Source organism: Lentzea sp. NPDC005914, assembly GCF_040629405.1.
GTDB lineage: Bacteria > Actinomycetota > Actinomycetes > Mycobacteriales > Pseudonocardiaceae > Lentzea.
Map to the genome: position 1 here is coordinate 19,192 of NZ_JBEXVQ010000007.1, position 26,807 is coordinate 45,998.

Genomic DNA, 26,807 nt, shown 5'->3' on the forward strand with positions numbered 1-26,807 from the left:
CGGGAAAGCTCCCTCCATCACACACGCTAGGCGTGTTGCCATACCGCGCGCACCGACGTGGTCAGGTCCTGGTGAGGGGCCCAGCCCAGCGAGCGCTGCGCACGGGTCGTGTCCGCGGCGATCCACGTGACCGCGTTCGACCGCGACGGCGCGGGACCGGACTCGATCACCCTGCCCCGGAAACCCGCCGCCGACGCCAGCATCGCCACCACGTCGCGCACCGCCACCGCCCGGCCGCTGCCGACGTTGAGGACCGGCTCCGGCGCCACGGTGGCCAGCGCGGCGTCCGCGATCGCGTCCGCCACGTCCGTGACGTCGACGAAGTCGCGGTACGCGTCGAGCGGGCCGAGCGTGATGTCGTCGCCCTGCCGCAGCGCCACCCGCATCGCCTGCGCCGCCCTGCCCAGAACCGTCCCCGCGGGCAGGTCGGCGCCGATGGGGTTGAAGATCCGCAGCACCACCCCGTCCAGTCGTCCCGCCGTCACCGCGTCCCGCACCAGCAGCGTGCTCGCGAGCTTGGTGATCCCGTAGGCGGACACCGGGTCCGGCACCGCGTCCTCCGCGACCCGCAGGCCGTGGGGGACACGTCCGTACTCGGCGGCGGACCCGAGCGCGACGAGCCGGGCGGACGGCACGGTCCGCGCGATCGCGTCGACGAGAGCCGCAGTCGGCGTCACGTTGGCGGCGACCAGGTCCGCCGTCGTGCCGTCGAGCAACCCCGTGCAGTTGACCACCACGCTGGGCCGGACCGCCCACAACAGCTCGGCGAGCTCGTCGATGCCACCTCGCACCAGGTCGTGACGCACCCAGCTGTCGTCGTGCACGGCGGTCCTGCTGACCCGCACTACCCGCGCGTCCCTGCCGCGCAACGCCTCGTCCGCCGCCCGGCCGAGATAGCCGGACGCGCCGAACAGCAGCACGGTCACGACATCACGTCCTGTCGCGCGGCGCCGGGCAACAGCACCGGCCGCAGCCGTTCGAAGTTCCGGTTGGCCTCGTCGTAGTCGTCGGGCCTGCCGATGTCGAGCCAGTACCCGCCGAACTCGTAGGCGGCCGGCTCCTCACCGCGGTCGAGCAGGTCGAGCACGAGGTCGTCCAGTCCAAAAGGGACGTTGCGCGGATACGGGGTGAGTGTCTTGCGGGACATCGCGTACACGCCCATGCTCACGCCGTAGTAGAGCTCCGGCTTCTCGACGAAGTTGACGATTCGCCCCTGTTCGGCGGACAGCGTGCCGAAGTCGATCTTCACCTTCCGCTGGTAGGTCGCCACGGTCAGCGGAGCGCCGCAGGCGATGTGGTGCTCCATCAGAGCCGTGTAGTCGAGATTGGTCAGCACGTCCCCGTTCATCACGAGGAAGTGCTCGGGCAGCAGGTCGACGAAGTTGAGCAACGGCCCGATGGTGGACAGCGGAGCCTTCTCCTCCGAGTAGTCGACTCTGAGCTTCCACCGGGACCCGTCGCCGACGAACGCGCGGATGAGCGAGCCCAGGTGCCCGATCGCGAGCGTCACCCGGTCGAAACCCCGCGTTCCGAGCTGCTGCAGGATGATGTCGAGGATCGCGTACTCCTCGCCGATCGGGACCAGGGGTTTGGGCAGCGCCGTGGTGTACGGCCGCAGTCGCACTCCTCTGCCGCCGGCGAGTATCACCGCATGCATGTGGAGATCACTTCCTCATCGGTAGTGGCGAACCTGTCCGACGCTCCCGCGGAGCGCCACGAGCAAGAGCAACGACAACGCGGCGGTGGCGACCAGGAACACCGGCACGGGATCGGCCGGCCCCGCCGCCACGACGCTGCCGAGCAGGACACCGGACACGATCACCGGCGCGGTCGCCGCCGCCGCGGTCCGGACGAGCACGAACCCCAGGAAGAACGCCCCGCCGAGCAGGACGTGCCCGTCGATCAGCAGGGCACCGGGCAGGGTGAGCACCCCTGACGACCGCAGCGCCACGAGCAGCACCACGGCGGCGGAACCGAGTGCCACCAGGCACCCGCCGAGCTCCCGCACGAGCATGCGCCACAACGCTTTCCGGAACTCCGCGGGCACCGCGCACCGATGCAGCTCCTCCGACGCCAGCTCGAAGAACCGCTGGGCACGCCACTCGACCACTCCCATGCCGAGCACGAGTGGCGCGGCGGCGACAGCCAGGTCGAGTGCGCCGAGCACGTAGCGGGAATCCGTGTACAGCAACAACGCCGCGCACAACGCCGCGTACACCGCACTGGGCACTGCGGCGGCGATGAGCGTGCGTGCACTGGGCATGCGCACTCCACCGGTGTCGCGCGCGTCGCGCCCGGCACGCCACGCCCCCACGGCGGCGAGCAGCACGGTGGCACCGCCCAGCGCCAGCACGATCCCGGTGACCGCCCACACCAGATAGATCACTCCACCCGCGGTCGCCGGCACCACCGCGGTGACGAGGACGATCTCCTTGCGGTGGAACAGGAGCACACCGATGGAGAGCTGGAGGCACGCCAGAGCTGACACGAACAGCGCGGACTGCCAGCCGGACGTCAACGCGGTGAGGCCCGCGATCGCCACTCCGGCCACAGCGAGCAGCCGCAACAGCCGAGCCGCCGTGGCGTCCGCTCCTCTGGCCAGCAACTGGTGGGCCACGGCGCTCGCGCCCGACCCCCACACCCAGCTCACCGCGGTCGCGATCACCATGGCCCGCACCGCCGCCGGACCACCGAGCACGTCCACCACGGCCGGGAACGCGGTCGTCGGCGCGAGGTACAACAGCCCGCGCAAAGCGTGTGGCCAGCTGGTCCGCTGGATCTCGCGCTCGGGCACGACACTGCCGCGCGGCAGCCGTTCGAACACCGTCCGCCCGAGCGCGAACACGTTCGTGAGCCCGTAGGAGTCGACGGCGACCTGGTCGGTGACTCCCTGGCTTTCCAGCAACGCCGCCACCTGCAGCTCGTCCACCGGGTCCGGCAGCTGCCCGGCGACGCGGGCCACCAGCTCGTCGAGGATCATCGGATCAGCTCCGCGTACCGTTCGCGGTAGCTGTCGTTCCACCGCTGCACCGTGAACCGGTCGATCACCCGCTGCCGGGCCAGGCCACCGAGCCTGTGCCGCAAGCCGTTGTCGGTGAGCAGCGTGACGCAGGCCCGTGCGACGGCCTCGTGGTCGCGCGGTGGCACCACCAACCCCGCGTCGGCGACGGCCTCGCTCACCCCGCCGACGTCGGTGCACACCGGCGGGCGCCCGGTCGACATCGCCTCGACGACGGTGAACGGAAACCCTTCCGACACACTGGTCAGCGCGACGATGTGCCCGGCGTGATAGGCGTCCACCTGGCTCGGCACCAGTCCCTCGAACGCCGCGCTGCCGGTCAGCCCGAGCTGGTCCATCAGCCGCACGCAGCTCGCGTGGTAGTCCTTGTTGGCCTCAGGCACCGGACCGAACACCCGCAGCCGCGCCTGCGGCAACGCGCGGCGGACCTCGCCGAACGCCCTGATCAACGTGTGCAGGTCCTTGAGCGGATCGATCCGGCCGACGAACACGATCGTCGGCACGTCCGGTTCCCCTTGCGCCAGCGGGAACTTCGCCGGGTCGATGCCGTTGTACATCGTCCACATGCGACTGGGGTCGGCGCCGCTGTGCAGCTGCCAGCGCCGGTTGTAGTCCGAGTGCGGGGTGAGCATGTCGCAGGCGCGGTAGGCCGCTCCCGCCAGTGCGCGGTGAAAGCCCAGCAGCACGACCTTGGCGGGCAGCGCCAGCGACTCGCCGACCGCGCCGAGATATCGTTCGCGCAGGTACACGCCGTGCTCGGACATCATCATCGGCGTGCCGTGAGCCCACTTGCCCGCCATGCCGACCAACGCGCTCAACCCGTTCATCGCCAGGTGACACACGTCGACGTTGATCGGCGGGTACGACAGCGGCCGCAGCGAGTGTTCGAGCAGATCCGTCGCGATCACGGCGTCCCGCAACGAGATCGGCCCCTCGCCGCAGTCGTGCACGGCGCGGATCAGCCGTTCCACCGAGTCGTCGGACGTCAGCGCCGCGCCCACGTCCGAGGTCTGGGCCAGCAGGAAGATCCGGCGCAACGCCGACAGCAACGCCTCGGGACTGCTGTCGGTGTAGGGGAGGAACGACCTCAGGAAGTCCTCGTGCGCCACAGCGAACCCGGCGGGCCTGCGTCGCGCCCGCCGGGGACGTCTACCCCACAACGGCATGGTCACCACCTCGGCGAGGTTGGCGGGAGCGGGCCACCACGGCCGCTCGGTGCCGTCCACGGTCAGCGCGACGGTGGTGAACCGGAAGTCGGGCATGCCGCGGATCAGCTGGTCGCACCACAGGCTCACACCGCCGGGGTGGAACGGGTAACACCCCTCGGAGACGAGGGCGACGTCGAGTGCGGTCATGGTCGTGGACTCGCCATCAGCACCACGGTCCGGCCCTCCGCCAGACCGACCCGCGCCACGGTGTCCGCGCCGTAGGTGTCGCTCTCGTCGGCGCTCGACCGGTCGGCCTCCGTCACCGGACGCTGCTGAACCCCGGTGAACAAGAGCGTGCCGCCGGCTCCCGGCACGTAGCTGATCGCGCCGCTACCGCGGTCCCACACCGCGTCCTGCCCGGACGCGAGTGCCGCGAAGTGGGCGGTTCTGGCCTCCACGTACCTGGCCAGCGTCAGCCAGTCCGGGCACAGCAGCGGAACCCGGTACAGCGCCGCGTACTTCGCCACCGTGGCGGTGACCCAGTCGAACGTGAGGGACCGGCCCGGCGTGTACTCGCGCAAGTTGCCCTGGTGCAACGTGTGCGCGTACACCGATCCCCTCATCAGGTGACGCACCGCCACCTCGGCCTCGGCGTCGAGCGCCTGCTCGTAGGTCAGGTCGTGGTCGAGGTGGTCCGGAGCCTTGCCGGCGCGGCCGTACTCCTCGTCGTAGAGCGCGGTCTGCTCCTCGGGCGTGGTGGCCTCGAAGGCGATGTTGGTCGGCCAGTCGGGCACGACGAGAATCTCGGGCCGCAACGGGTGGTAAACCCCGCAGTTGACGCACTTCGGCCGATGCCCGGCGAAGGACATGTTGCCCTGCACGTACTTCACGCCGAGGTCGTGCGCGGCGTCGAGCATCGCCCTGTTCGACCCGGCCAGCCCGAAGTCGGTGGGCGTGTCGGTCGAGTCCGGATCCGGTGTGTACACACCGAGTCCTGAGTACTCCGGTGTCTTGAGCACCTCCGCGGGAACGGGCAGACCCGCCTCCGCGCCGATCGCGAGGTTCTCGGCGATCTCGGCCCGGTTGACGTCGTAGGGCGTGTGGTTGAGCTGCGGGTGGGTCGCGGTGTGGTTGACCCAGCGGAACTCCCGCACCAGCTCCTGGGAGACGGTGCTCAGCGAGTCGTCCGTCCTGAACCTGCTTCCGTTGTAGGGCAACGTGAGCGTGAAGTCGGCGGCCACCGGGTAGCGCATGCGGAGCGCACGTTGCTGCGCGCTCGTGGCCTTCGCGTCGTCGCCGCTGAGCCGGAACATGTCGGTGACGCCGTCGACGCGCTTGCGGGTGGTCGAGTTGAACCAGTCGTCGACGTCGACGGTGAACCAGTGCCGCTGCTCGCCGAGCAGCACACCGCGGGTGGCCCACCGCACGAGCCCGGGACCGAGCAGCAGCGTGGCCACGTCCTCCGGTCCGGCCGAGAACGTCAGGGCGAGGCGTTCCCTGCCGTCCGCCGACCGGCTGCGCACCCCGGCCACCGCGTCACCGGCGGTCAGCAGTGGCGTCGCCGCACAGCCGGGCGCGAGCCTCGCCCAGTGCGCGTACGACCGGGTGAGGAGAATCCGCGCGTCCGGCCTGAGGTGGTCGAAGACGGCGCTGCCGTCGGGCGACAGCGCCATCCCGACCCCCTCGGCGCCCACTTCCTCTTCGCCACCCGCGCGCAGGCAGAGGTCCTCCGGCTCGGTGCCGGGGGAGGTGTTCAGCGACACCTGCCGGACGCCGTAGGCACGTTCGTAGTCCCACAGGACGTTCCACTGTCCCTGGTCGAACGCACTCGCGTAGTTCCCGTCCGGTTTGGCGTGCAGCAGTGCGCCGTTCGTGAGCAGCACCGCGTTGTAGCGGCCCGTGCCGTCCGGCCGGACCAGCCTGTCGGGTGTCAGCGGCTCGGTACCGGCCTGCAGCACGTCGTAGGGAGTGCCGATGGTGTCCAGCACGGACCTCCAGGTGGCCAGGGCGAAGTCGTCCTGGCCGGTCGCGATCACCAGCTGCCGCAACGCCACGACGTCGCCGCGCCGCCCGCCGCCGGCCGGCTGCCGGTCCACGCGCACCGGCACGAACCGCTTGACGGGCAAGAGATAGGGCACCGGTGCCGCTTGATCGGGTGCTCCGCCCGCCCGGTCGGTGACGGGCGGGCTGAGCACCGTGATCGTCGTGATGACGAGCGCGATGGCCGCCAGGAGCGGAGCGACCACTTTGGACGTCATGGCCTGGGCACCGCCGTGGCGACGACGGTGGTGCCCGCGGTGATCGGCAGGCGGGTGATGGTGTCGGCGCCGTAGCGGTCGACGGTGCCCGCCGGGTGGGTCACGCCGGTGAGGAACAGCGAACCGGTCGTGGTGCTGGTGCGGGTGACGGTGTTGGTGCTCTTGTCCCACACCGCGTCCGCACCGCCGCGGATCTCGGCGAAGTGGCTGGTGCGGGCCTCGACGTAGCGCGCGAGCGCGGGCCAGTCGGGGTTGCGCAGCGGTACCGCGAACCGGGCGCCGTACCTGTCGACGACCGTGCGCAGCAGGTCGAAGGTCAGGCTGCGGCCGGGGGAGAACTGGCGCAGGTTGCCCTGGTGCAGCGTGTGGCTGTACGCCGACCCGCTCATCACGTGCTGCAGCGCGACCTCGGACTCGTAGCTGAGCAGCTCGGGGTAGCTCAGGTCGTGGTCGTAGTAGGGGAACCTGCCGTTGGGGCCGTAGAGACTGTTGTAGAGCAACGTCTCCTCGGCGGGCGTGGTCACCTGGTAGCCGATGTTGGTCGGCCAGTCCGGCACGACGAGCAGCTCCGGCCGCAGCGGGTGGCGGACGCCGCAGTTGAAGCACGACGGCTTGTGACTCGGGAACGACATGTTGCCGTGCAGGTAGCGGACGCCGGAGTCCCTGGCTGCGGTCAGCAGGGCCGGGTTGGACGACGACAGCCCGAAGTCGGTCGGCGGTTCGGTGTCCGGTGCGCCCGGATCCGGGTTGAACACCCCGAGCCCGGAGTACGCGGGGGTCTTGAGCACGTCGCCCGGCACGGTCAGTCCGGCCTGCCTCGCGATCGTGAGGTTGTCCACGATCTCCCGCCGGCTCGTGGCGTAGTCGGTGAAGTTCATCTCCGGATGCGTCACCGTGTGGTTGACCCACCGGAAGCTGCCGGCGAGGCACTTCGAGTAGCTGGTGAGCGCGTCCGGTGTGCCGGTCGCGGAGCACTGCGCGGGCGCGGCCGGGGTCAGGTCGCCGCCGTTGTAGGGCAGGTTCAGGGTGAAGCCCGCGGCGGTGGGGTAGCCGGAGCGAAGTGCGACCTGCTGCGTGTTGACCGCCGCGGCCTCGGGTCCGCTCAGCCGGAAGCCGGGATCGGTCTCCAGGTGGCCGTCCGGGTACAGGTGGTCGCTGGTGTTGAACCAGTCGTCGACGTCGGCGTTGATCCAGTGCCGCAGCTCGCCCGTGAACACGCCGCGGGTCGCCCAGCGCACGAGCCCGTAGCCCAGCATGTCGGTCTGCGGCAGGAACTCGTTGGAGGAGAAGGTCAGCGCGGCCCGCTCACGCCCGTCGGCGGACGTGCTGAGCACACCGAGCACGTGGTCGCCCGCCATCAGCACCGGCTGCGCGGCGCACCCGGCCGCGAGCGTCGACCGGTACACGTAGGAATACGTGACGGGCACGGTCGTGCCGGCCGCCAGGCGGTCGAAGAGACCCCGGCCCGCGGGTGTCAGCGTCGCTTGCAGGCCGCTGCCGCCGATACCGCCCTCAACACCGGGGCGCAGGCAGTAGTCCTCGGGGAAGGTGCCCCACGAGGTGTAGAGCGAGACCTGACGAACCCGGTACGTGCGCTCGTAGTTCCAGAGCACCTGCCATTCCGCCGCGTCGAACGCGCTGACGTACCCGCCGGAGCCGTCGGGCTGCAGCAGCGCGTTGTCGGTGAGCAGCACCGCGCTGTACCGGCCTGCGCCGCCCGGCCGCACCAGCCGCGCGGCGGTCAGCTGCTCGGTGCTCGCGGTCAGCACGTCGTACGGCGTGCCGATGCGGTCGAGGACGGCCTTCCAGGTCGAGAGGCCGAAGTCGGCCGAGTCCAGCGCGATCACCAGCGGCCGCAGCGCGACTTGGTCCGTGACGGCCGCGGGCGACACGGCCGCGCTCGGCCGGACCGGGCCGTTGCGCACCTCGAGGCGGGGCGGTGCCGGCGGTTGCGGTCTGGCCACGTCGCCACGGATGAGGCCGTGTCTGTGCTGGGTGCCAGACGCGTGTCTGTCGCTCTGCTCCGCTCCCGCGGGCGGCGAGCCGGTGGTCAGCGCCACCACGACCAGCGCGGCGGTGGCGGACGCGAGCCACTTCCTGCGTGACTTCCCCATGATGTGTTCCTCCCCTGGAACCTCGGAACTCGCGTCTCCCGCGATTTCCTCGGCAATTGGGCACGTGTGGTACCGCCCTCGCGGCAAACCGGCCGAGAGGGTGCCCTGACGTGCGCAGAGTTCGGTTCGACGTGGTGGAGTGAATCCCGTAGCGGCGGCGGAGCCGTCAGCGGACGGTGTCAGACGGGCTTGCGCATTTGACCTCCCCTGGTCGGCGCGAAGAAAAGATAAGACGACATCCCCGGTCTCCGGTACCTCAATTCGTGCGATATCCAGGAAATTCACGGAGCAACGTTAGGGCCCGAACGGGCTAACGTATAGGCAGGTGAGATGCCCACGTTGGCTGGTTCGGATGGGTGGTGATCTGATCAATTGGGAATGTTTTCAGGACTTTAGCCCCTGTTTGTTCGGTGCACTGCGCACGGATACATCGCCGCCACCAGGCACGGACAAAACCGAAACATTCGTACCCTTGGTATTTTAGCTAAAGGTGTGTGGTGCGCACATTGTTCGGATCGGCGCGGTTTCGATTTCGCGGCAAAATGGAATAGTTGGCGCTGGGCTCCGCCTGCGTCGCCGCGGTGGTGGCACGCCGCCGCTGTCCCTCTGCTCGGTCAGACCCCGCTCGACCGGCCGTCGAGACGGCTCGTGGACAGTGGGTACCCGGCGGGTTCGTGCTCGATTCAGAGACGTGAACCACCCTCGGTTGCACGTCCGATAGTAGGAAGTCAAACTATTCCCATGGCGACCCCTCTGCACCGACCGGCGAACCCGGTCCGCTTCGTGACGGCGTCCAGCCTGTTCGACGGGCACGACGCGGCGATCAACATCATGCGGCGCATCCTGCAGTCGCAGGGCGCGGAGGTCATCCACCTCGGCCACAACCGGTCGGTCGCGGAGGTCGTGAACGCCGCGATCCAGGAGGACGTCCAGGGCGTCGCCATCAGCGCGTACCAGGGTGGGCACGTCGAGTACTTCTCGTACCTGGTGGAGTTGCTCAACGAGCGCGGCGCCGGGCACATCCGGGTCTACGGCGGCGGTGGCGGAGTCATCGTCCCCGAGGAGATCGAGCTGCTGCACTCCCGCGGGGTCGCGCGCATCTTCTCGCCGCATGACGGTCAGTCGCTCGGCCTCGCCCGGATGATCAACCTGATGATCGAGGAGTGCGACCACGCGCTCACCGAGCCGTTCAGCCACGACGCGCTGCTCACCGGCGCGGACGAGGCGCTGGCGCGGGCGATCACGCACATCGAGGCCGGTCAGGCCGTCGACGTGGACACCACGCGCAAGGTTCCGGTGCTCGGCATCACCGGCACCGGCGGCTCGGGCAAGTCGTCGCTGACCGACGAGCTGGTGCGCCGGTTCCGGCTCGACCAGCAGGACAAGCTGCGCATCGCGGTCCTCGCGGTCGACCCGACGCGGCGCCGTGGTGGCGGTGCGCTGCTCGGCGACCGCATCCGGATGAACTGCCTCGACGGCGACCGGGTGTTCTTCCGTTCGCTGGCCACGCGCCGTGCGGGAAGTGAGATCCCGGACGGCCTGGAGCAGGCCATCAAGGCGTGCAAGGCGTCTGGCGCGGACCTGGTCATCGTCGAGACGCCCGGTATCGGTCAGGGCGACGCGGCCATCGTGCCGTTCGTGGACTTCTCGCTGTACGTGATGACGCCGGAGTTCGGTGCCGCGTCGCAGCTCGAGAAGATCGACATGCTCGACTACGCGGATGCCGTGGCGATCAACAAGTTCGAGCGCCGCGGGGCCGAGGACGCCCGTCGTGACGTGGCACGGCAGATGGTCCGCAACCGCGAGGCGTTCGGTGCGAAGTGGGAGGACATGCCGGTCTTCGGCACGTCCGCCGCGACGTTCAACGACGACGGCGTCACCGCGCTCTACCAGTTCCTGCGTGACGGCCTGGTCTCGCACGGCCTGGCGGTCGAAGAAGGCTCTCTCGCGACGGTCAACGGCAAGACCTCGACGTCAGCGTCCACGGTCGTGCCCGCCTCCCGCGCGCGCTACCTGTCCGACATCGCCGACACCGTGCGCGGCTACCACCGCAAGACCGACGAGCAGGTCGAGGCGGTCCGCACGCACACCCAGCTGACCGCCGCGCAGAAGGCGCTGGAGGCAGCCGGAAAGGGTGTCGAGGACATCGCGGAACTGGCCTCGGCCGCTGAGCGCAAGGTCGGCCGCGACACCCAGGACCTGCTCGAGCAGTGGCCCGCGACCCGTGAGCAGTACAGCGGCGACGAGCTCGTGTTCAAGGTGCGGGACAAGGAGATCCACACCAGGCTGACGCGGGAGACGTTGTCCGGCAACCAGGTCCGCCGCGTGAGTCTGCCGCGCTACGACGACGAGGGCTCGCTGCTGCGGTTCCTGCGCAAGGAGAACCTGCCGGGCTTCTTCCCCTACACGGCGGGCGTTTTCCCGTTCAAGCGCGAGGGCGAGGACCCGGCGCGCATGTTCGCGGGTGAGGGCGACGCGTTCCGCACCAACCGCCGCTTCAAGTACCTGTCGAGCGGCAACCCGGCCACGCGCCTGTCGACCGCGTTCGACTCGGTCACGCTCTACGGCCGCGACCCCGACACCCCGCCGGACGTCTACGGCAAGATCGGCACGTCCGGTGTCTCGATCGCGTCGCTCGACGACATGAAGGCGCTCTACGACGGCTTCGACCTCGTCGCGCCGACGACGTCGGTGTCGATGACGATCAACGGCCCGGCGCCGACGATCCTCGCGTACTTCCTGAACACCGTGATCGACCAGCAGGTGACGAAGTTCCGTTCCGAGCACGACCGCGAGCCTTCGGCTGAGGAGTACGAGCAGTTGCGCCGGTTTGCGCTGGCCAACGTCCGCGGCACCGTGCAGGCCGACATCCTCAAGGAGGACCAGGGCCAGAACACCTGCATCTTCTCCACGGAGTTCTCGCTGCGCATGATGGCGGACATCCAGGAGTGGTTCATCCAGCAGCAGGTGCGCAACTTCTACTCGGTGTCGATCTCCGGCTACCACATCGCCGAGGCCGGGGCGAACCCCATCTCGCAGCTCGCTTTCACCTTGGCCAACGGTTTCACCTACGTCGAGTCGTACCTGGCGCGCGGCATGAACATCGACGACTTCGCGCCGAACCTGTCGTTCTTCTTCTCCAACGGCATGGACGCCGAGTACAGCGTGATCGGCCGCGTGGCCCGCAGGATCTGGGCCGTGGCCATGCGCGACCGCTACGGCGCCTCCGAACGTTCGCAGAAGTTCAAGTACCACGTGCAGACGTCGGGCCGTTCGCTGCACGCGCAGGAGATGGACTTCAACGACATCCGCACGACCCTGCAAGCTCTCTGTGCCTTGTACGACAACTGCAACTCCTTGCACACCAACGCGTACGACGAGGCGATCACCACCCCCACGGAGTCGTCCGTCCGCCGCGCGATGGCCATCCAGATGATCATCAACAAGGAGTGGGGCCTGTCCGCGAACGAGAACCCGCTCCAGGGCTCGTTCGTCATCGACGAGCTGACCGACCTGGTCGAAGAGGCCGTGCTGACGGAGTTCGACCGCATCTCCGAACGCGGCGGCGTGCTCGGCGCGATGGAGACCGGCTACCAGCGCGGCCGCATCCAGGACGAGTCGATGCTCTACGAACAGCGCAAGCACGACGGCTCGCTGCCGCTGATCGGCGTCAACACCTTCCTCCCCGAGGGCGGCGAGCGCGAGATCGTGAAGATCGAGCTCGCCCGCGCCACGGAGGAGGAGAAGTCCTCGCAGGTCGAGCGCACGCGTGCGTACCAGGCGGCGCACCGGGACGAGGCGGAGAAGGCCCTGGCCCGGTTGCGGGAAGTGGCGCAGACCAACGAGAACGTGTTCGCGGTGCTGATGGATGCGGCGCGCGTGTGCACGCTCGGTCAGATCACCGAGGCGTTCTTCGAGGTGGGCGGCCAGTACCGGCGCAACATCTAGACATACCAACGGCAGGACGGCACGCTGAGCGCGTTGGCAGCAAGGGCTGCCAACGCGCTTCGCGATCACGTCGCACCTGCCGGTAAACGCGTCGCCCGGCACTGCCGAGGAGCAGATGGTCGCCGCCGCGGCACCCTTCGACACCACCACGAACCAGGGCCTGGCCAGTGCGCCAGCCTCAGCTGCGGCTACCACGTTCTTCCCGCACGGAGGACATCCGCTCCCTGTAGTCCGCCGTCAGACCGCGTAGGGCCGGCCGACGATCCACCCGCCGATGTGCTCGGGCAGCTCGTCGGTCGGCACCACCTCCACCGCGTCACCCACGCTGACCGTGCCCGGCTCGATCACCCAGCTGTCCAGGCACAGCACGCCGCCGAACTCGTGCCGGATCCGCCGGTGCACGTCGAGGTCCTGCGCGCCGGTGTCGGGGTCGATGGTCGTGACGACACACCGCGAACGCTTCTTGAACATGCCGATCACCACGTCCCCGACCACCAGCGCGTGGCCGGGCCAGCTGTCCTCCTCGCCTGGCTCGACGCCGCCGATGAGGATGTTGGGCCGCAGCCGCCGGACGTCGACCCCGGCCGCCGCGACCTGACCGTCGGTGGCCACGAGGACGTTGAGCACGTCGAACCGTTCCGGGCCGGTGTAGCGGGTCAGCCTGCCGCCGTGGGGGAGCACCAGGGCGTGTGCCTCCCAGCTGTCCCAAGGATGTCCATCCACGAGAGGGCCGTCCGGACCGGTGGTCGCCGGGATCGTGAGCAGGCCGTAGCGGGTACGTCCGGTCAGGACGCCGCGCGGGCCCTGGACGTGCACGAGCCGATCGCCCGCCACGCCGTCACGGGTGAACTCGGCTTCCCGGAGCGGTTCGCCGCCGAGCGACTTCACCGGATAGCGCCACAACGCTTCAACGTGCATCTCAGCTACTCCGTCGGGATCTCGTAGGTCGACTCGGGGTCGATGCGGCGGTCTTCGAGAGCGATCCGCACGTCGTTGATGCTCGCCTCGCGCCGCGACATCAGGCCGGACGGAGCGAACTCCCAGTTCTCGTTGCCGTAGCTGCGCCACCACTGGCCCTCGTCGTCGTGCCACTCGTACTGGAAGCGCACGGCGATCCGGTCGTCGCCGAACGCCCACAGCGACTTGCGCAGCACGTACTCGTGCTCGCGCTCCCACTTCTTCGTCAGGAAAGCGACGATCTCGTCGGTACCGCGGACGAACTCGGACCTGTTGCGCCACACCGAGTCCGGCGTGTACGCGGCCGCCACGCGCTGTGGGTCGCGGGTGTTCCAGGCGTCCTGGGCGGCCCGCACCTTCAGGCGGGCCGTGGCGGCGTCGAACGGGGGGACGAGGTTCACGGGGCAGTCCTTCCAACGGTTGGGCGACGCTGCAAACGTTAGAACGAGTGTCTAACGGATGCAAGCCTGTGTTACCGTTAGACGTGCTGACGCCCGACGAACCCCGTCCGGTCCTGCTGATGAACACCATCTGGGCCAACCGGTCGCAGGTGCACGACGACCTGACCACGGTCGGTGGACTTCGCGACTTCTTGGGTGTGCCGGCAGATGAGGCCGACCTCGAGGCGTTCCGCGCGCTCCGGCAGGCACTCCGCGACCTCGCCGGCGTGCTCACCGAGGACACGCGTGCGGTCGCGCAGGATCGTGACCTGGAGCGCGCCGTGGCCGAGGTGAACCGTGCCGCCAGGAGTGCGAGGCAGTGGCCGCAGCTGACCGTGCGCGACGGGAAGCTGGTGCGGGACAACGAAAGTGAGGGCTCCCTCGCCGACAGGGAGCGAGCCTCGATCGCCGCGGAGGCGGTGGACCTGTTCACCGGCGAGAACCGGGTTCTGTTGCGCGCCTGTTATGCGCCGGGCTGCGTGCTGTACTTCGTGAAGGACCACCCGCGCCGCGAATGGTGCTCGCCATCGTGTGGCAACAGGGTCCGCGCGGCCCGACACTACCGGCGCAATCGGGGTGAATCCCCTGGTCCGAACGGGTTTTCCTGATCGCCAGGGCTAACCATGAGCCGCCTCAGTTCCGATAACCGGAGAACAGTAGGGCGCGCTTTGTGTGGTGGTGATCCGCGATGTCCCGAGAATCCGTGCCAGGCCACGACATCAGCTATCACCTCGTCTGCTTCGACGAGACCGGCAACGAGCGGGGGCGCGACAGCGCGGACGTCCTGTACGACGCCCGCCGCGACGTCACCGACGTGTTCTTCTTCATCCACGGGTGGAACGGCGACGTGGCGGCCGCCCGTGAGCAGTACGGGCAGTGGGTCGCGACGATGGCCGGCTGCCGGGCGGAACGTGAGGCCGCACACGGGCTTTCCGGCGGCTTCAAGTCGTTGCTCGTCGGCCTGCACTGGCCGTCGAAGGCCTGGGGCGACGAGGACGTCCGTTCCGACGACTTCATCAAGGCTCAGGCCGGGCGCCTCGGGGGAGGTGCCGGGCGCACCGCCGCGGTGCGCACGATCGTCCAGGCCGCGCGGGAACATCCGTGCCGGATGTCGGCCGCGGTCAAGCAGGCCTACGACTACCTGGAGAGCTCGGTCCCGGACCTGCCGGGCGAGGACGGCATGCCGTTCGACGCCGAGCAGCTCTACCGGGCGTGCCTGGAGGACCCGGCGCTGGGCGGGATCCTGTCGCCGTTGCGGATCCTGACGTTCTGGAAGATGAAGCGCCGCGCCAAGGTGTTCGGCGAGAGCGGGGCGGCGAGGATCGCCCGCGAGGTGGCCCAGGCCGCCCCGAACGCGCGCATCCACCTGATGGGTCACAGCTTCGGCTGCATCACCGCGACCGCGATGGCGAACGTCGTGCCCGCCGCGACGCTGACCCTGGTGCAGGGCGCGATGTCGCTCTGGTCGTTCGCGGAACGGCTGCCCGGCGAGTCCGGCTCCGGCTACTTCCGCGGCGTGCTCGGCCGCGTGCCGGGCCCGATCGTCGTCACGACCTCCTCGCACGACTACGCCATCGGCCGGTTCTACCCGCTCGCGGCGAGGTCGGGCCGCCAGGTCGACCTCGACGAGTACCCGAAGTACGGCGGCCTCGGCTCGCACGGTGTCCAGGGCACCTACGCGCACGGGCACAACATCGGATCTCCTGGTGAGCTGTCCAGGGGACAGGTGCACAACGTCGACTGCACCTCGGTGATTCGCCGCATCGACGGGATCGCCGGTGCCCACAACGACATCTGCCACCCCGAATTGGCCCGGCTGCTCTGGAGGGCGATACTGGTCCGCTAGGGTTTGTCCGTTTTCAGAAACACGCGATTCCGTTGACTGCTCCGATGTCTCGGTTCTACGGTGGGTTCACCGTCGCTGCCGAAAAACCTCGGAGCCGAGGACGGTAACAAATGTTTCGTCGTCCATTGTGGATAGTCGCTGCCTTCGTGCTGGCGCTCGTCGCCGGCACGACGCCGGCACAGGCCGCGGATCCCGTGCTAGTGCCCATCTTCGACGGCAAGACGCTCGACGGCTGGACCATGCACGCCAAGGACGCGTTCGTCGTGAAGGACGGCGCGATCGCCAGCAAGAAGGACACCACGCGCGGCTGGATCTACTACAACAAGCAGCAGTACAAGAACTTCCGCTGGATCTTCAAGGTGCGCCAGATCTCCGGCAACCACAAACCGACCGTGCTGATCTGGGGCAAGATCCAGACGCCTCCGCTGAACGGCCTCGGCGCCATCCAGTTCCAGCCACCGAACGGCGGCGCGTGGGACTACCGGGTCGGCCACAACAACGGCGGCGGCAAGCTCTTCACCAAGTACCCGCACCCCAGCATCGACGTGAAGAAGTGGGCGCAGTGCGAGATCCTCGCCAACGGTGACACGGGGGTCGCCCGCATGGCGTGCTGCCCGCTGCCCGACGGCGCCACCAAGTGCAAGGCGACCGAGGTCCTGAAGTTCGAGGACAAGAAGGAACCCGCGGGCCGTGAGGCGCCGCTGGCGATCCAGATCCACAACAAGGGCATCGAGGACCAGTACAAGGACCTCGTGGTCGAGTCCCCGGTCGCCGACCCGACGAAGTTCATCACCACGTAGTTGAGCCCTGGGTAGAGGGATGCCGTGCCCGTCCCGCGCCGCGAGTCATCCGACCCCCGCGCGACAAGGGACGGGCACGGCCTCTATCCCGCGCCCAGTCGCAGAACCATCTGCGGCACCAGCGTGTTGCCGAGGCACGGGCGCAGGTCCGCGCGCAACGCGGACAGGCTGATCGGGTCCATGGCGGGAGAGACGGCGAAGCCCACCGTCCCCGCGGTGAGCATGACGCGTTGCATCGCTTGCCCCGCACGGATTTCCGCCGCGGCCCCCTGGTTGAACGTGCACAGCACCAGCTCGGTGCTGTTCTTGACGTGCAGCCACGCCCGCTCCACTTCGGCCGCACGCGCCAGGAGCCCGCGCCAGGACGCCAGTTCGGGAAACGTCGTCCACGTGCGACGGTGCGTGCGCAACGCGTGCAGCAACGCCAGCACGTCCGGGCTCGGTTCCTGGTACCCGCCGAGCCGCACGGCCGCGGCGGCGTCGTGGGCGGTCGGGCCGGGCAGCAGCGTCACGAGTGGACGGATGCCGTGACCCTGCAGGGCCAGCCGCACGTTGAGCAGCGCGACCCCGCAGTCGAGCCGCGTGTCCCTGCTGTGCGGGGTGGTGGTGTGCAGCTCGATCTGCTCGGGGCGCACGTCGAACCGGATGTTCGGGGCCGAGGCTCTCGCGAGCGCAAGGACGCCGCGTACGTCCTCACCCGCTAGTCCGAGTGAGTCGGGCACGGCGATGGTCATGCTCACCACTGTCCGGGCGAGGCGGCGGAGAGGCCACGGTCTTAGGTCCCCACTTGCTAGGGCCGTGCGATGCCCGAAAATGTGCGAATCTAGTCGGCGTGTCTGACGCGCCCGGCCGCCGCGACCTCGATGAGCTGCTCGACGAGGTGCGAGACCGCATGGACGAGATGGTGACCACCCGCGACCACATGCAGGAGCTCCTCGGCGCCGTTCTCGCCGTCGCGTCCGGCCTGGAGCTCGACTCGACGTTGCAGCGCATCGTCCAGGCCGCCGTCGACCTCGTCGGAGCCCGCTACGGCGCGCTGGGCGTCCTCGGCACGCGGGACGACCTGTCCGAGTTCGTCTACGTGGGCGTGGACGAACGGACGCGTGCCTCCATGGGCCACCTGCCCGAGGGCAAGGGCCTGCTCGGGCTGCTGATCAAGGACCCGACCCCGTTGCGGCTGCGCGACCTCAGCCAGCACGACATGTCGGTCGGCTTCCCACCCAACCACCCGCCGATGCACAGCTTCCTCGGGGTGCCCGTCCGCGTGCGCGACGAGGTGTTCGGCAACCTCTACATGACCGAGAAGATCGGCGCGACGGAGTTCACCGCCGACGACGAGGCCGTTCTGCAGGCACTGGCGGCCGCCGCGGGCATCGCGATCGAGAACGCCCGGCTGTTCGAGCGGTCCCGGATGCGCGAACGGTGGCTGGAGGCGATCGGCGAGGTCAACTCCGAGCTGCTGGGCGGCGCGTCCGGCGAGTACGCGCTGCGCCTGATCACCCAGCGCACCGTCGAGCTGGCCGGCGCCGACTCGGCACTGGTCGTGCTGGGCGACGGCCGCGACATGCCGCTGTCCGTGGCGGCCAGCGCGGGCGTGAAGATCGACGACTTCAACGCCGCCGACTACGCCGTCGACGAGGTGATCCGCTCCGGCATCCCTCTGCTCGTGGACGACCTGGGCTCGGCGTTCGGCCCCGCGCTGGCCGTCCCGCTGCGCTCCGGCACGGGCGTCACGGGCGCCCTGGTCGTGCTGCGCCGCGGCGGCGAGACGCGCTTCCTGCCCGACCAGGTGCCGGTGCTGGCGTCGTTCGCGGACCAGGCGGCCGTCGCGCTGGAGTTCGCCGAGCAGCAACGCTCGCAACGGCTGCTCGACGTGCTAGAAGACCGCGACCGCATCGCCCGCGACCTGCACGACCACGTCATCCAGCGCCTTTTCGTCACCGGCCTGACCCTGCAGGCGACCATGCGCCGCATCACCGAGCCCGAGGTGGCGGCCCGCCTGCAGACGGCCGTCGAACAGCTAGACGAGACGGTCCGCGAGATCCGCACGTCCATCTTCGACCTGCACTCGACCGACAACACCTCACTGCGCCGCCGGCTCCTGGACCTGGTGGCGGGCCTGACCGAGGCCACGCACCTCTCGCCCGCCGTGCGCATGTCCGGCACCGTCGACAACTCCGTGCCGCCCGAACTCGCCGAGCACGTCGAGGCAGTGGTGCGCGAGGCCGTCACGAACGCCGTCCGGCACGCGTCCGCGACCGAACTGACCGTGCTCATCGACGCCGGCGACGACGTCGTGATCACCGTGCAGGACAACGGAGCCGGAATCCCGCCGGACGCGGCGCGCAGCGGGCTGCGCAACCTGGCGAGCCGTGCCGCGAAGTTCGGGGGCACGCTCGCGGTTCAGACGGCTGAGGGCGGCGGCGCGTGCGTGGTGTGGCGGGTGCCGCTCCCGGTCACGTAGTCACGCGGCTGAGGCTGTCGACGTCGATCCTGCCCCGCTGGATCTCGAACACACCGGGGAGGACTTCAGCGGAGTTGTCCCGCACCCAGCCCCGCCAGTCACTCGGCCAGCGCGTGCTGGTGGACCAGCGCACGCCGACGAGTGGGACGCCCTGCAGGTCGGCCGAGGTGAGGTCGGCTCCGACCATGCTGGTCAGTGCGTTGAGCATCCGGCTGAGTGCTCGGTGCAGGGAAGTGAGCGCGGCGATGTCGTGAAGGTCGAGGGTGTGGACGGCGCTGAGGAAACCGTGCTCGAAGGGGGCGGTCCTGGTGTCGTCGCGGGTGTGCCGGGACACGTTGAACAGCAGAACGGACAATGCTCGGCTGAAGCGCTCGGCGAGACTGTGGGCGTGCAGCGCCACCCGGCTGTTGTACCCCGGCGCTCTCTTGAGCGTGTGCACGAACTCGACCGTGTCGAGCTGCAGGGCGCGCCCCGGTGGGTCGTCGGGCTCGAAGTCGGCAACGATGCCCTGGGCCTCCAGCACGGCGATGTTGCGGAGACGGGCGAACTCCTCGGGACGGGAGACGTAGCCGGCGAGAGCATGTGCGCGCAGCACGACGACGGTGAGTTCTTTCGCCGCGGCGAGCAGGTCCGTCGACATCCACGTGCGTACCGCGAGTCGTGCCTCGGCGGGCAGTCCGGCCAGATCATCGGCGAAGACCGAGAACTCGCCGGTCGGCTGCACGGGGAGTCCCACCGCCGGTAGAGGCAGGATTCGAGTGAGTCCGGCGTCGAGGTCGAGCACGTCGTCGAGAGCGACCACGAGGCCGTCCAGAACCTGGGGCAGTTTGGCGTCCGCGAGGCCGCGGTTCAGGTCGAGCACGTCGTCGAGCGCGCTGTTCAGGGACGCCAGTTGCCCGGTCAGCCAGCCGTCGAGGGCGTCGGCGGTCATCGGTCCCCTCCGTCCCGCCGCAGTCGCCTACTCAGCGTCTGACGAGCCTTCATCAGGCTCGCGCGGACCGCTTCGGAGCTGATGCCGAGCTGCTCCGCGATCTCCTTCGGGCTGAACCCGGCCTGCGTCCAGGCCATGACCTGCCGTTGCCGCTCCGGCAACCCGGCCAGTAGGTCAAGGACGTCGTGGCGTTGTTCCCATTGCTCGATGTCGGTGCCGCACAACGGGGGTGCCGATTCGGGCGGGTCGGCGACCAGGTCCTCGACGGCCGCGAACCGCCTGCGCGCGAGCGTCCGCGACGCCGTGCTGTGCGCCCAGGCCTTGGGGGAGCCGATGCGGTGCCAGGACCTGTGGGCTTCGATCATCGTGTCCTGGGCGACGTCGTTGGCCTCGGTCAGCGTCGCACCGTGCATCAACAGGAAGACCGTCAGCGGTTTGAAGTGCGTGAGGTAGAAGTCGTCGAACCCGGTGCCGCCGGACCACGTGGATGGCGGCGAGGTGGTGTGGTGTTCAGACATCGCCGTCCCGGGTGATGCGCAACCGGAGCTGGCTGCCGTCGTCGCGGAGGTCGTGCAGCTCCAGCGTCCCGGCGGAGGGCAGGCACTTCGTCAGCTGGCTGAGGACGTCCTGCCGATGTCTGTCCCGCTTCGCCTGGTGCCACAAGCGCAGCGCGAGGGCGACTACCGCCAGCGCCTCGACACCCAGCCCGCTCACCAGAGCGATCATCGTGGGGTTCATGGGGTGTAGGGGGCCGCGTGACGGCGTGTCGTGAACCGTCTCGATTCGGTTCACTCGAAAGGGTTAGCGGGGCTTCTCGCCGTCCTTGCGGAACTGCGAGGCGAACACCGCGGCCTGCGTGCGGCGCTGCATGCCGAGCTTCGCCAGCAGGTGCGAGACGTAGTTCTTGACGGTCTTCTCCGCGAGGAACATCCGCTCGGCGATCTGCCGGTTCGTCAGGCCCTCGCCGATGAGGTCGAGCACCGTGCGCTCCTGCTCGCTGAGCATGCGCAGCGGGTCGCCCTCCTCGCGTTCGCGGCGGATGCGGTTCAGCAGCGCGGAGGTGGTGCGGGCGTCCAGCAACGACTGGCCCGCGGCGACCGTGCGGACGGCGTTGACCAGGTCGGCGCCCAGGATCTGCTTGAGCACGAAGCCCGAGGCGCCCGCCATGATCGCGTCGAACAGGGCCTCGTCGTCCGCGAAGCTCGTCAGCATCAGGCACTGCAGGCCCGGGATGCGGCTGCGCAGCTCGCGGCACAGTTCGATGCCGTTGCCGTCGGGGAGCCTGATGTCGAGCACCGCCACGTCGGCCCCTGCGGTCGGCACCTTGGCCAGGGCCTCCGCGACCGACGCGGCGTCACCGACCACTTCCAGATCGGACTCCTCGCCGAGCAGGTCCGCGATGCCGCGGCGGACTATCTCGTGGTCGTCGACGAGGAAAACGCGCGTCGCCATGGAGGTCACGGTAGCCCAAAGACTCTGGAAGGAGGGGACCATCGGCACGCGGCTCGCTACAACGTTTGGGCCTAGTTTGAGATCATGAGCAGTCTTCCCGTTGTCGTCGGAGTCGACGGTTCCTCGTCCGCGCTGGCTGCGGTGGCGTGGGCGGCTCGGGAGTGTGCGCTGCACGAAGCGCCGTTGCGGCTGGTGCACGCGTACACGTTGCCGACGCGCGGGTATCCCGAGGTCATCTCATCGGCGCGTGAGCTGCGGTCGGCGATGTACGACCAAGGGCGGATGTGGCTGTCTCAGGCCGTTGCGGTCGCACGGTCGGAGGCGCCTGACGTGCCGGTGGAGCACGACCTCCGAATGGAACACCCCACGCCCGTGTTGCTCGCGGAGTCGGCACGCGCGCGAGAAGTCGTGGTGGGGTCGCACGGACTGGGCGGGTTCACCGGAGCGTTAGTGGGCTCAACGGCTGTTGCGCTCTCACAGCACGGTGAGTGTCCCGTAGTGGTGGTGCGATGCCCAAAGAATCGAACACCGCAGCACGAGGGGCCCGTGGTGGTGGGCGTCGACCTCTCGCCCGAGTCGGACCCGGCCATCGGCTTCGCGTTCGACGAGGCGGCAGCGAGAGAAGCGCCGCTGACGGCGGCGATGGCCCACATCGACGAGCAGTCGAAGCTTCTGAGCACGCGAATGTCCGGGTGGCTGGAGAAGTACCCGGACGTCGCGGTGGAACAGATGGTCGTCGGGGAGCGGCCGATCCCGTTGCTGCTGGAACTGGGGGAACGGGCCGGACTCCTCGTGGTGGGTTCACGGGGGCGTGGCGGATTCGCCGGGATGCTGCTCGGGTCTACCTCGCAGGCCCTGATCTACCACGCCCCGTGCCCGGTGGCCGTCGTCAGGCCTGCTTGACCGCGGAGATCTCGAACTCGAGGACGACCTTCTCGCTCACCAGCACGCCGCCGGTCTCGAGGGCGGCGTTCCAGGTGACGCCGTAGTCCTTGCGGTTGATCGTGTGCGAGCCCTCGAAGCCCACGCGGGTCTGGCCGTACGGGTCGACGGCCACGCCCTCGAAGGCGAACGGGATCGTGATGCTCTTCGTGACGCCCTTGATGGTGAGGTCACCGGTGATCTCGAAGTTGTCGTCGTCGACCTGCTCGGCCGAGGTCGAGACGAACGTGATCTCCGGGTGGTTCTCGGCGTCGAGGAAGTCGTTGGTGGCGAGGTGGCCGTCGCGCTGCGCGTTGCGGGTGTCGATGCTCGCGACCTTCAGGGTCACCTGGGCGGTGGTGTTCTCCGGCTTGTCACCGTCGATCGAGATCTTGCCGTCGAACTCGTTGAACGCACCGCGAACCTTGGTGACCATCGCGTGGCGTGCGACGAAGCCGATGCGGGAGTGCGAGCCGTCGATGACGTAGTCGCCGGTCAGTGCGGAGAGGTTGGTAGCGGTGGTCATGGTGCTCAGTCCTTCGGTAGCGCGATTTGGTTGAGGTGTCATCTACCCTGCCGGAACGTGGATGATGTGTCAACTATTCCCGTATGCTGAGCAGGTGACACGATGGCTGGAGCCCGAGCAGCAGCGAGCGTGGCGTGCCTACGTCCGCATGCAGGGAGAACTGAACGCGCACCTGAGCAGGCAGATGTCGGTCGACTCGGAGATTTCGATGGCCGACTTCGCCGTGCTGGTGCAGCTCACCGACACGCCCGATGAACGCGTACGCGTGCTGGAGCTCGCACGATCCCTGCACTGGGAGAAGAGCCGCATCTCACATCACGTGGCCCGGATGGAGAAGCGCGGTCTGGTCCGCAGGGAGAACTGCCGCAGCGACGGGCGCGGGTCGTTCGTCGTGCTGACCGACCTCGGCCGGTCCGCGATAGAGGAGGCCGCGCCCGCGCACGCCGAGACGGTGCGCGCGCTGGTGTTCGACCTGCTCTCCGACGACGAGGTCGACGCGTTGCGTGAGATCTCGGAGAAGGTCTTCACGCGCCTAACGACAGGCGAATGTGCGGCGGTAGTCGCTCGGTGCGATTCCGACGACCCGATGGAAGTGGTGTCGGAGGAGGGCGGCTGTCCCGAAGCCTGACCTGGCGGCGACGGCGTCGACGTCCAGGTCGGTCTCCTCGAGCAGCCTGCGCGCGTGCAGCACTCGTTGCAGTGACAGCCACTTGTTCGGGGTGGTGCCGGTCTCCGCGGCGAACCTGCGCGCGAACGTCCGCTCGGACATGACGGCCAGCTTCGCCATGGACGCCACCGTGTGGTTGTCCGCGATCGTGTCGAGCACCTGTTCCAGCACCGGTTCGAGGCTGTCGGAGCTGCACTCGGGGATCGGGAGCTCCACGAACTGCCGCTGACCGCCGTCGCGCTGCGGTGCCACGACCATCCTGCGGGCGATGATGTTGGCGACCTTGGTGCCCAGCTCCCGGCGGACCAGGTGCAGGCAGGCGTCGATGCCCGCGGCCGTGCCGGCGCTGGTGATGATGTTGCCGTCGTCCACGAACAGCACGTCCGGGTCCAGGTGGGCCTTCGGGAACCTGTCCGTGAACTCCCTCGTCTCGCGCCAGTGCGTGGTGCAGCGGCGGTCGTCGAGCAGGCCGGCCGCGCCGAGGATGAACGCCCCGTTGCACACGCTGAGCAGCGTCGCCTCGGTCTCCGTGACGGTCTTGAGCAGCTTCTCCGGGTAGACGTCCCGGATCCGCGCCGCCGGGAGGGCGACCAGGTCGGCGTCCAGCAGCGCGTCGAACCCGTGCTCCGGCGTGATGCTGACGCCCTGAATGCTCGTCGGCACCGGCTGGTTGGGGAGCTCGCCGCACACGCGGAAGTCGATCAGAGGGACGCCCTCCTCGGTCCGGTCGATGCCGAACACTTCGCAGAGCAGGCCGAACTCGAACGGCGCGACGCCGTCGATGAGCGGAACCGCCACCGATCGCAGCATGGCAGGATTTTAACGCGCATCGTCAGATCTGCCACTGTTGGCGGGATATTGTTGGCCGCAAACTTTAGACATGACTCTTGCAGCGATCGTCCTCGTAGTAGCAGTCCTCTCCGTCTGGCTCGACAAGCACCGCGACCGCACCGCCGGTCTGGCGGGCTCGTCCGACGTCACCGACCGCGACCGCATCCGCGTGCGCAACGAACTCCGGTCCATCACCTGATCTGCGTCGGAACGATGTGAGGTTCCGGTCCCGTGTACCGGGCGACCGGGCGGATGATCTTCGTGTCCTCGGACTGTTCGAGCGCGTTGGCACACCACCCGATCACCCGGCTGCACGCGAAGGTCGGCGTGAACATCTCGCGCGGGATCCCGCACTGCTCCATCACCACGCCGGCGTAGAACTCGACGTTCGCGTACAGCTGCCGGCCCGGCTTCAGCTCTGCCAGCAGCTCGGTGACCCGGCGTTCGACGGTGACCGCGAACTCGGTCAGCGAGGTGGGGCTCTCGAGCGCGATCTCCTTGAGCATGCGCGCCCGCGGGTCCTCCGTCTTGTAGACGGCGTGGCCGAAGCCCATGATCCGGTCGCCCTGCTCGATGCGTTCGCGGACCCACGCGTCGATGTTGTCCGGCGACCCGATGAGGTCCAGTGCCTCCAACGCCCGGTCCGGCGCGCCACCGTGCAGAGGTCCGGAGAACGTGCCGATGGCGGCCGTCACCGCCGACACGACGTCCGCACCGGCTGATGCGACCACGCGCGCGGTGAACGTCGACGCGTTGAACCCGTGGTCGATCGTGGCGATCAAGTACTGCTCGACCGCGCGGCTCGCCCATGGTGACGGCTCCAGTCCGGTCAACATGTACAACCAGTTCGCCGACGTTGACAAATCAACCCTGGGGTTGACCGGATCAAGTCCAAGCTTGAGCCTGTGCAGTGCCGCCAGGATCGTCGGCGTCATCGCGCTGACCCTGAGCGCGTCCGCCTTCCTGGCGCTCATCGGCGCGTCCCACATCGGCTGGCTCGGCAGCATCGACAGCGCCGTCCGCAGCCCCGCCAGCGCCGTGCACCCCGAGCGCGCGATCGCCGGCAGCACCTCGCTGATGGATTCCGGCAGCTCACGTAGTTGCGCGGTCTGCGTCCCGAAGAGCGCGGACTCGTCGGGGTTCGGCAGCCGGCCCTCGGCGAAGAGGAACCACACGTCCTCGAACGACCGCGTCCTGGCCAGCTCGATCGCGTCGTGCTCGCGGTAGTGGTAGTAGCCCGCGGCACCGTTCACGTCCCCGATCAGGGTCGTGGTGACGACGACGTCTTTAAGCCCTTTGGGTGCATCAATCAACATGGACAACAGGGTCTGTCAACATGTCTTGTACAGTCAACGTTGATGGAATCAATGTTGACGACGAATCAAGCTGCTCGCCGTCTGGGCGTGAAACCGGCGACGGTGTACGCGTACGTCAGCCGCGGCCTCCTGACCAGCACGAAGCTGAACCGCCAGAGCATGTTCGGTGTCGCCGAGGTAGAAGCTCTGGCGCAGCGCACTGGTGCACGCGGAGCAGTGGCGGCTGTGACCGATCGCATCCGCACCAGGATCTCGTTGCTGGAGAACGACCGCCTCTACTACCGCGGCCGCTCCGTTCCCGAGCTCTCGAGCACCAAGCGCTTCGAGGACGTGGCGCACTGGCTGTGGACGTCGATCGACTCCGTCGGCCTGCAGTTCCCCGAGGGCCAGGAGATCTGGATGGCCCTCCCGGACAGCGCCACCCTCACCGACCGCGTCCGCGTGGCCGTCGCCCTGGCCGGAGCCGGCGACCCGCTGCGCTTCGACCTGGACCGGTCCGTGTCCACGGCCAAGGCCCTCATCGCCGACGTCGTCGAGTCCCTGCCGCTGGTGGGCAAGCCGCAGGGCACCGACATCGCCGACCGCCTGTGGGCGCGGCTGTCCCCGCTGCCGCCTCAGACGGACGTCCTGAACGCGGCCATGATCCTGCTGGCCGACCACGACCTCGCCGTGTCGACCATGGCCGCTCGTGTGGCGGCTTCTGCCCGTGCGCATCCGTATGCCGTGGTGTCGGCCGGGCTGGGCGCGATGGAGGGACAGAAGCACGGCACCGCCACGACTCTCGCGCACCGGTTCCTCGCTCAGGCCGCGTCGGACCCGATGGGCGCGGTCGCCGAGCACCTGCGGACCGGCCAGCGGATCCCCGGCTTCGGGCACCGGGTCTACCAGGCGCGCGACCCGCGGGCCGACCACCTGCTGGCGCTGTTGCGGGGTCATGGCGAGCTGGTGGCGGACAAGGTGATCGGAACCCAGTCGCAGACGTTCCCGAACGTCGACCTGGCGCTGGCACAGCTCGGGCTGATGTTCGAGATGGCGCCGGACGCGGGGGAGGCGATCTTCGCGATCGCCCGGATCGTCGGGTGGATCGCGCACTCGATGGAGGAGTACCTGGAGCCGGGGCTGCGGTTCCGCGCGCTCGGCGTCTACACGGGAGACCGCCCGTAACTCGA

25 protein-coding genes are annotated in these 26,807 nt (G+C 69.0%); 9 read left to right on the plus strand and 16 right to left on the minus strand.

What is annotated here, in order from left to right:
* Window positions 1–26 precede the first annotated feature (26 nt).
* Genes ABZ345_RS11615 through ABZ345_RS11640 form a run of 6 tightly spaced genes read right to left on the minus strand, consistent with a single transcriptional unit; the run spans window position 27 to window position 8,539 of the window.
* Window positions 27–926, minus strand: a complete 900-nt coding sequence (locus ABZ345_RS11615) for an NAD(P)-dependent oxidoreductase (RefSeq protein WP_359845834.1) — start codon at window positions 924–926, stop codon at window positions 27–29.
* Window positions 923–1,657: a sugar phosphate nucleotidyltransferase gene (locus tag ABZ345_RS11620; protein WP_359845837.1), complete on the minus strand. Its 735-nt coding sequence runs from the start codon at window positions 1,655–1,657 to the stop codon at window positions 923–925. The genes ABZ345_RS11615 and ABZ345_RS11620 overlap by 4 nt, the downstream gene beginning before the upstream one ends.
* A gap of 15 nt (window positions 1,658–1,672) precedes the next feature.
* On the minus strand, window positions 1,673–2,980 hold the full coding sequence (locus tag ABZ345_RS11625) for a hypothetical protein (protein WP_359845840.1): 1,308 nt from the start codon (window positions 2,978–2,980) through the stop codon (window positions 1,673–1,675).
* Complete coding sequence (pelF, locus tag ABZ345_RS11630; protein WP_359845843.1) at window positions 2,977–4,374, minus strand: GT4 family glycosyltransferase PelF; 1,398 nt, start codon at window positions 4,372–4,374, stop codon at window positions 2,977–2,979. The genes ABZ345_RS11625 and pelF overlap by 4 nt, the downstream gene beginning before the upstream one ends.
* A complete protein-coding gene (locus ABZ345_RS11635) occupies window positions 4,371–6,425 on the minus strand; it encodes a hypothetical protein (RefSeq protein ID WP_359845846.1) in 2,055 nt (684 codons plus the stop codon). The genes pelF and ABZ345_RS11635 overlap by 4 nt, the downstream gene beginning before the upstream one ends.
* A complete protein-coding gene (locus tag ABZ345_RS11640) occupies window positions 6,422–8,539 on the minus strand; it encodes a hypothetical protein (RefSeq protein ID WP_359845849.1) in 2,118 nt (705 codons plus the stop codon). The genes ABZ345_RS11635 and ABZ345_RS11640 overlap by 4 nt, the downstream gene beginning before the upstream one ends.
* Window positions 8,540–9,280: 741 nt before the next feature.
* On the opposite strand from ABZ345_RS11640, the gene icmF reads away from it, so the two are divergent.
* A complete protein-coding gene (gene icmF / locus ABZ345_RS11645) occupies window positions 9,281–12,487 on the plus strand; it encodes a fused isobutyryl-CoA mutase/GTPase IcmF (protein WP_359845852.1) in 3,207 nt (1,068 codons plus the stop codon).
* Between the two features lie 237 nt (window positions 12,488–12,724).
* Here the strand turns inward: icmF and ABZ345_RS11650 are convergent, their stop codons facing one another.
* Window positions 12,725–13,405 (minus strand): MOSC N-terminal beta barrel domain-containing protein, encoded by a 681-nt coding sequence (locus ABZ345_RS11650; RefSeq protein WP_359845854.1) that lies wholly within the window; start codon window positions 13,403–13,405, stop codon window positions 12,725–12,727.
* 5 nt (window positions 13,406–13,410) lie between these two features.
* Window positions 13,411–13,845, minus strand: a complete 435-nt coding sequence (locus ABZ345_RS11655) for a nuclear transport factor 2 family protein (protein WP_359845857.1) — start codon at window positions 13,843–13,845, stop codon at window positions 13,411–13,413.
* A 119-nt stretch (window positions 13,846–13,964) separates the two neighbouring features.
* Here ABZ345_RS11655 and ABZ345_RS11660 point away from each other — a divergent pair, with 119 nt between their 5' ends.
* From ABZ345_RS11660 to ABZ345_RS11670, 3 genes are all read left to right on the plus strand, one after another.
* Window positions 13,965–14,492, plus strand: coding sequence for an ABATE domain-containing protein (locus ABZ345_RS11660; protein WP_359845859.1), 528 nt, complete (start codon window positions 13,965–13,967; stop codon window positions 14,490–14,492).
* A gap of 80 nt (window positions 14,493–14,572) precedes the next feature.
* Window positions 14,573–15,730: a hypothetical protein gene (locus ABZ345_RS11665; protein ID WP_359845860.1), complete on the plus strand. Its 1,158-nt coding sequence runs from the start codon at window positions 14,573–14,575 to the stop codon at window positions 15,728–15,730.
* A 125-nt stretch (window positions 15,731–15,855) separates the two neighbouring features.
* Window positions 15,856–16,530 (plus strand): family 16 glycoside hydrolase, encoded by a 675-nt coding sequence (locus ABZ345_RS11670; protein ID WP_359845862.1) that lies wholly within the window; start codon window positions 15,856–15,858, stop codon window positions 16,528–16,530.
* 83 nt (window positions 16,531–16,613) lie between these two features.
* On the opposite strand, the gene ABZ345_RS11675 is transcribed toward ABZ345_RS11670, so the two are convergent.
* Entirely contained in the window at window positions 16,614–17,264 is a 651-nt protein-coding gene (locus tag ABZ345_RS11675; RefSeq protein ID WP_359845865.1) for a hypothetical protein, read from the minus strand.
* A 158-nt stretch (window positions 17,265–17,422) separates the two neighbouring features.
* On the opposite strand from ABZ345_RS11675, the gene ABZ345_RS11680 reads away from it, so the two are divergent.
* Window positions 17,423–18,994, plus strand: coding sequence for a GAF domain-containing sensor histidine kinase (locus tag ABZ345_RS11680; protein WP_359846628.1), 1,572 nt, complete (start codon window positions 17,423–17,425; stop codon window positions 18,992–18,994).
* Here ABZ345_RS11680 and ABZ345_RS11685 read toward each other — a convergent pair.
* From ABZ345_RS11685 to ABZ345_RS11700, 4 genes are all read right to left on the minus strand, one after another.
* Window positions 18,987–19,925, minus strand: coding sequence for a hypothetical protein (locus ABZ345_RS11685; RefSeq protein WP_359845868.1), 939 nt, complete (start codon window positions 19,923–19,925; stop codon window positions 18,987–18,989). The two genes, ABZ345_RS11680 and ABZ345_RS11685, sit on opposite strands and share 8 nt — an antisense overlap.
* Complete coding sequence (locus ABZ345_RS11690) at window positions 19,922–20,443, minus strand: sigma-70 family RNA polymerase sigma factor (RefSeq protein WP_359845871.1); 522 nt, start codon at window positions 20,441–20,443, stop codon at window positions 19,922–19,924. The genes ABZ345_RS11685 and ABZ345_RS11690 overlap by 4 nt, the downstream gene beginning before the upstream one ends.
* Window positions 20,436–20,663, minus strand: coding sequence for a hypothetical protein (locus ABZ345_RS11695; RefSeq protein WP_359845873.1), 228 nt, complete (start codon window positions 20,661–20,663; stop codon window positions 20,436–20,438). Before ABZ345_RS11695 ends, ABZ345_RS11690 begins: the two co-directional genes overlap by 8 nt.
* 63 nt (window positions 20,664–20,726) lie before the next feature.
* Window positions 20,727–21,377, minus strand: coding sequence for a response regulator transcription factor (locus ABZ345_RS11700; protein WP_359845875.1), 651 nt, complete (start codon window positions 21,375–21,377; stop codon window positions 20,727–20,729).
* An 84-nt stretch (window positions 21,378–21,461) separates the two neighbouring features.
* On the opposite strand from ABZ345_RS11700, the gene ABZ345_RS11705 reads away from it, so the two are divergent.
* A complete protein-coding gene (locus ABZ345_RS11705; protein ID WP_359845877.1) occupies window positions 21,462–22,280 on the plus strand; it encodes a universal stress protein in 819 nt (272 codons plus the stop codon).
* Here ABZ345_RS11705 and ABZ345_RS11710 read toward each other — a convergent pair.
* Window positions 22,267–22,824 (minus strand): YceI family protein, encoded by a 558-nt coding sequence (locus ABZ345_RS11710; protein ID WP_359845879.1) that lies wholly within the window; start codon window positions 22,822–22,824, stop codon window positions 22,267–22,269. The two genes, ABZ345_RS11705 and ABZ345_RS11710, sit on opposite strands and share 14 nt — an antisense overlap.
* Window positions 22,825–22,918: 94 nt before the next feature.
* On the opposite strand from ABZ345_RS11710, the gene ABZ345_RS11715 reads away from it, so the two are divergent.
* Window positions 22,919–23,452 (plus strand): MarR family transcriptional regulator, encoded by a 534-nt coding sequence (locus ABZ345_RS11715; RefSeq protein WP_359845881.1) that lies wholly within the window; start codon window positions 22,919–22,921, stop codon window positions 23,450–23,452.
* On the opposite strand, the gene ABZ345_RS11720 is transcribed toward ABZ345_RS11715, so the two are convergent.
* Window positions 23,357–24,301, minus strand: a complete 945-nt coding sequence (locus tag ABZ345_RS11720) for a helix-turn-helix domain-containing protein (RefSeq protein WP_359845884.1) — start codon at window positions 24,299–24,301, stop codon at window positions 23,357–23,359. The genes ABZ345_RS11715 and ABZ345_RS11720 overlap by 96 nt on opposite strands.
* 70 nt (window positions 24,302–24,371) lie before the next feature.
* On the opposite strand from ABZ345_RS11720, the gene ABZ345_RS11725 reads away from it, so the two are divergent.
* Window positions 24,372–24,521 carry a hypothetical protein gene (locus tag ABZ345_RS11725; protein ID WP_359845887.1) on the plus strand — a complete coding sequence of 50 codons (150 nt, stop codon included), beginning with the start codon at window positions 24,372–24,374 and terminating at the stop codon, window positions 24,519–24,521.
* On the opposite strand, the gene ABZ345_RS11730 is transcribed toward ABZ345_RS11725, so the two are convergent.
* Window positions 24,514–25,638 carry a citrate/2-methylcitrate synthase gene (locus tag ABZ345_RS11730; RefSeq protein ID WP_359845890.1) on the minus strand — a complete coding sequence of 375 codons (1,125 nt, stop codon included), beginning with the start codon at window positions 25,636–25,638 and terminating at the stop codon, window positions 24,514–24,516. The two genes, ABZ345_RS11725 and ABZ345_RS11730, sit on opposite strands and share 8 nt — an antisense overlap.
* A 42-nt stretch (window positions 25,639–25,680) precedes the next feature.
* On the opposite strand from ABZ345_RS11730, the gene ABZ345_RS11735 reads away from it, so the two are divergent.
* Window positions 25,681–26,802 carry a citrate synthase gene (locus ABZ345_RS11735; protein ID WP_359845892.1) on the plus strand — a complete coding sequence of 374 codons (1,122 nt, stop codon included), beginning with the start codon at window positions 25,681–25,683 and terminating at the stop codon, window positions 26,800–26,802.
* Window positions 26,803–26,807 lie beyond the last annotated feature (5 nt).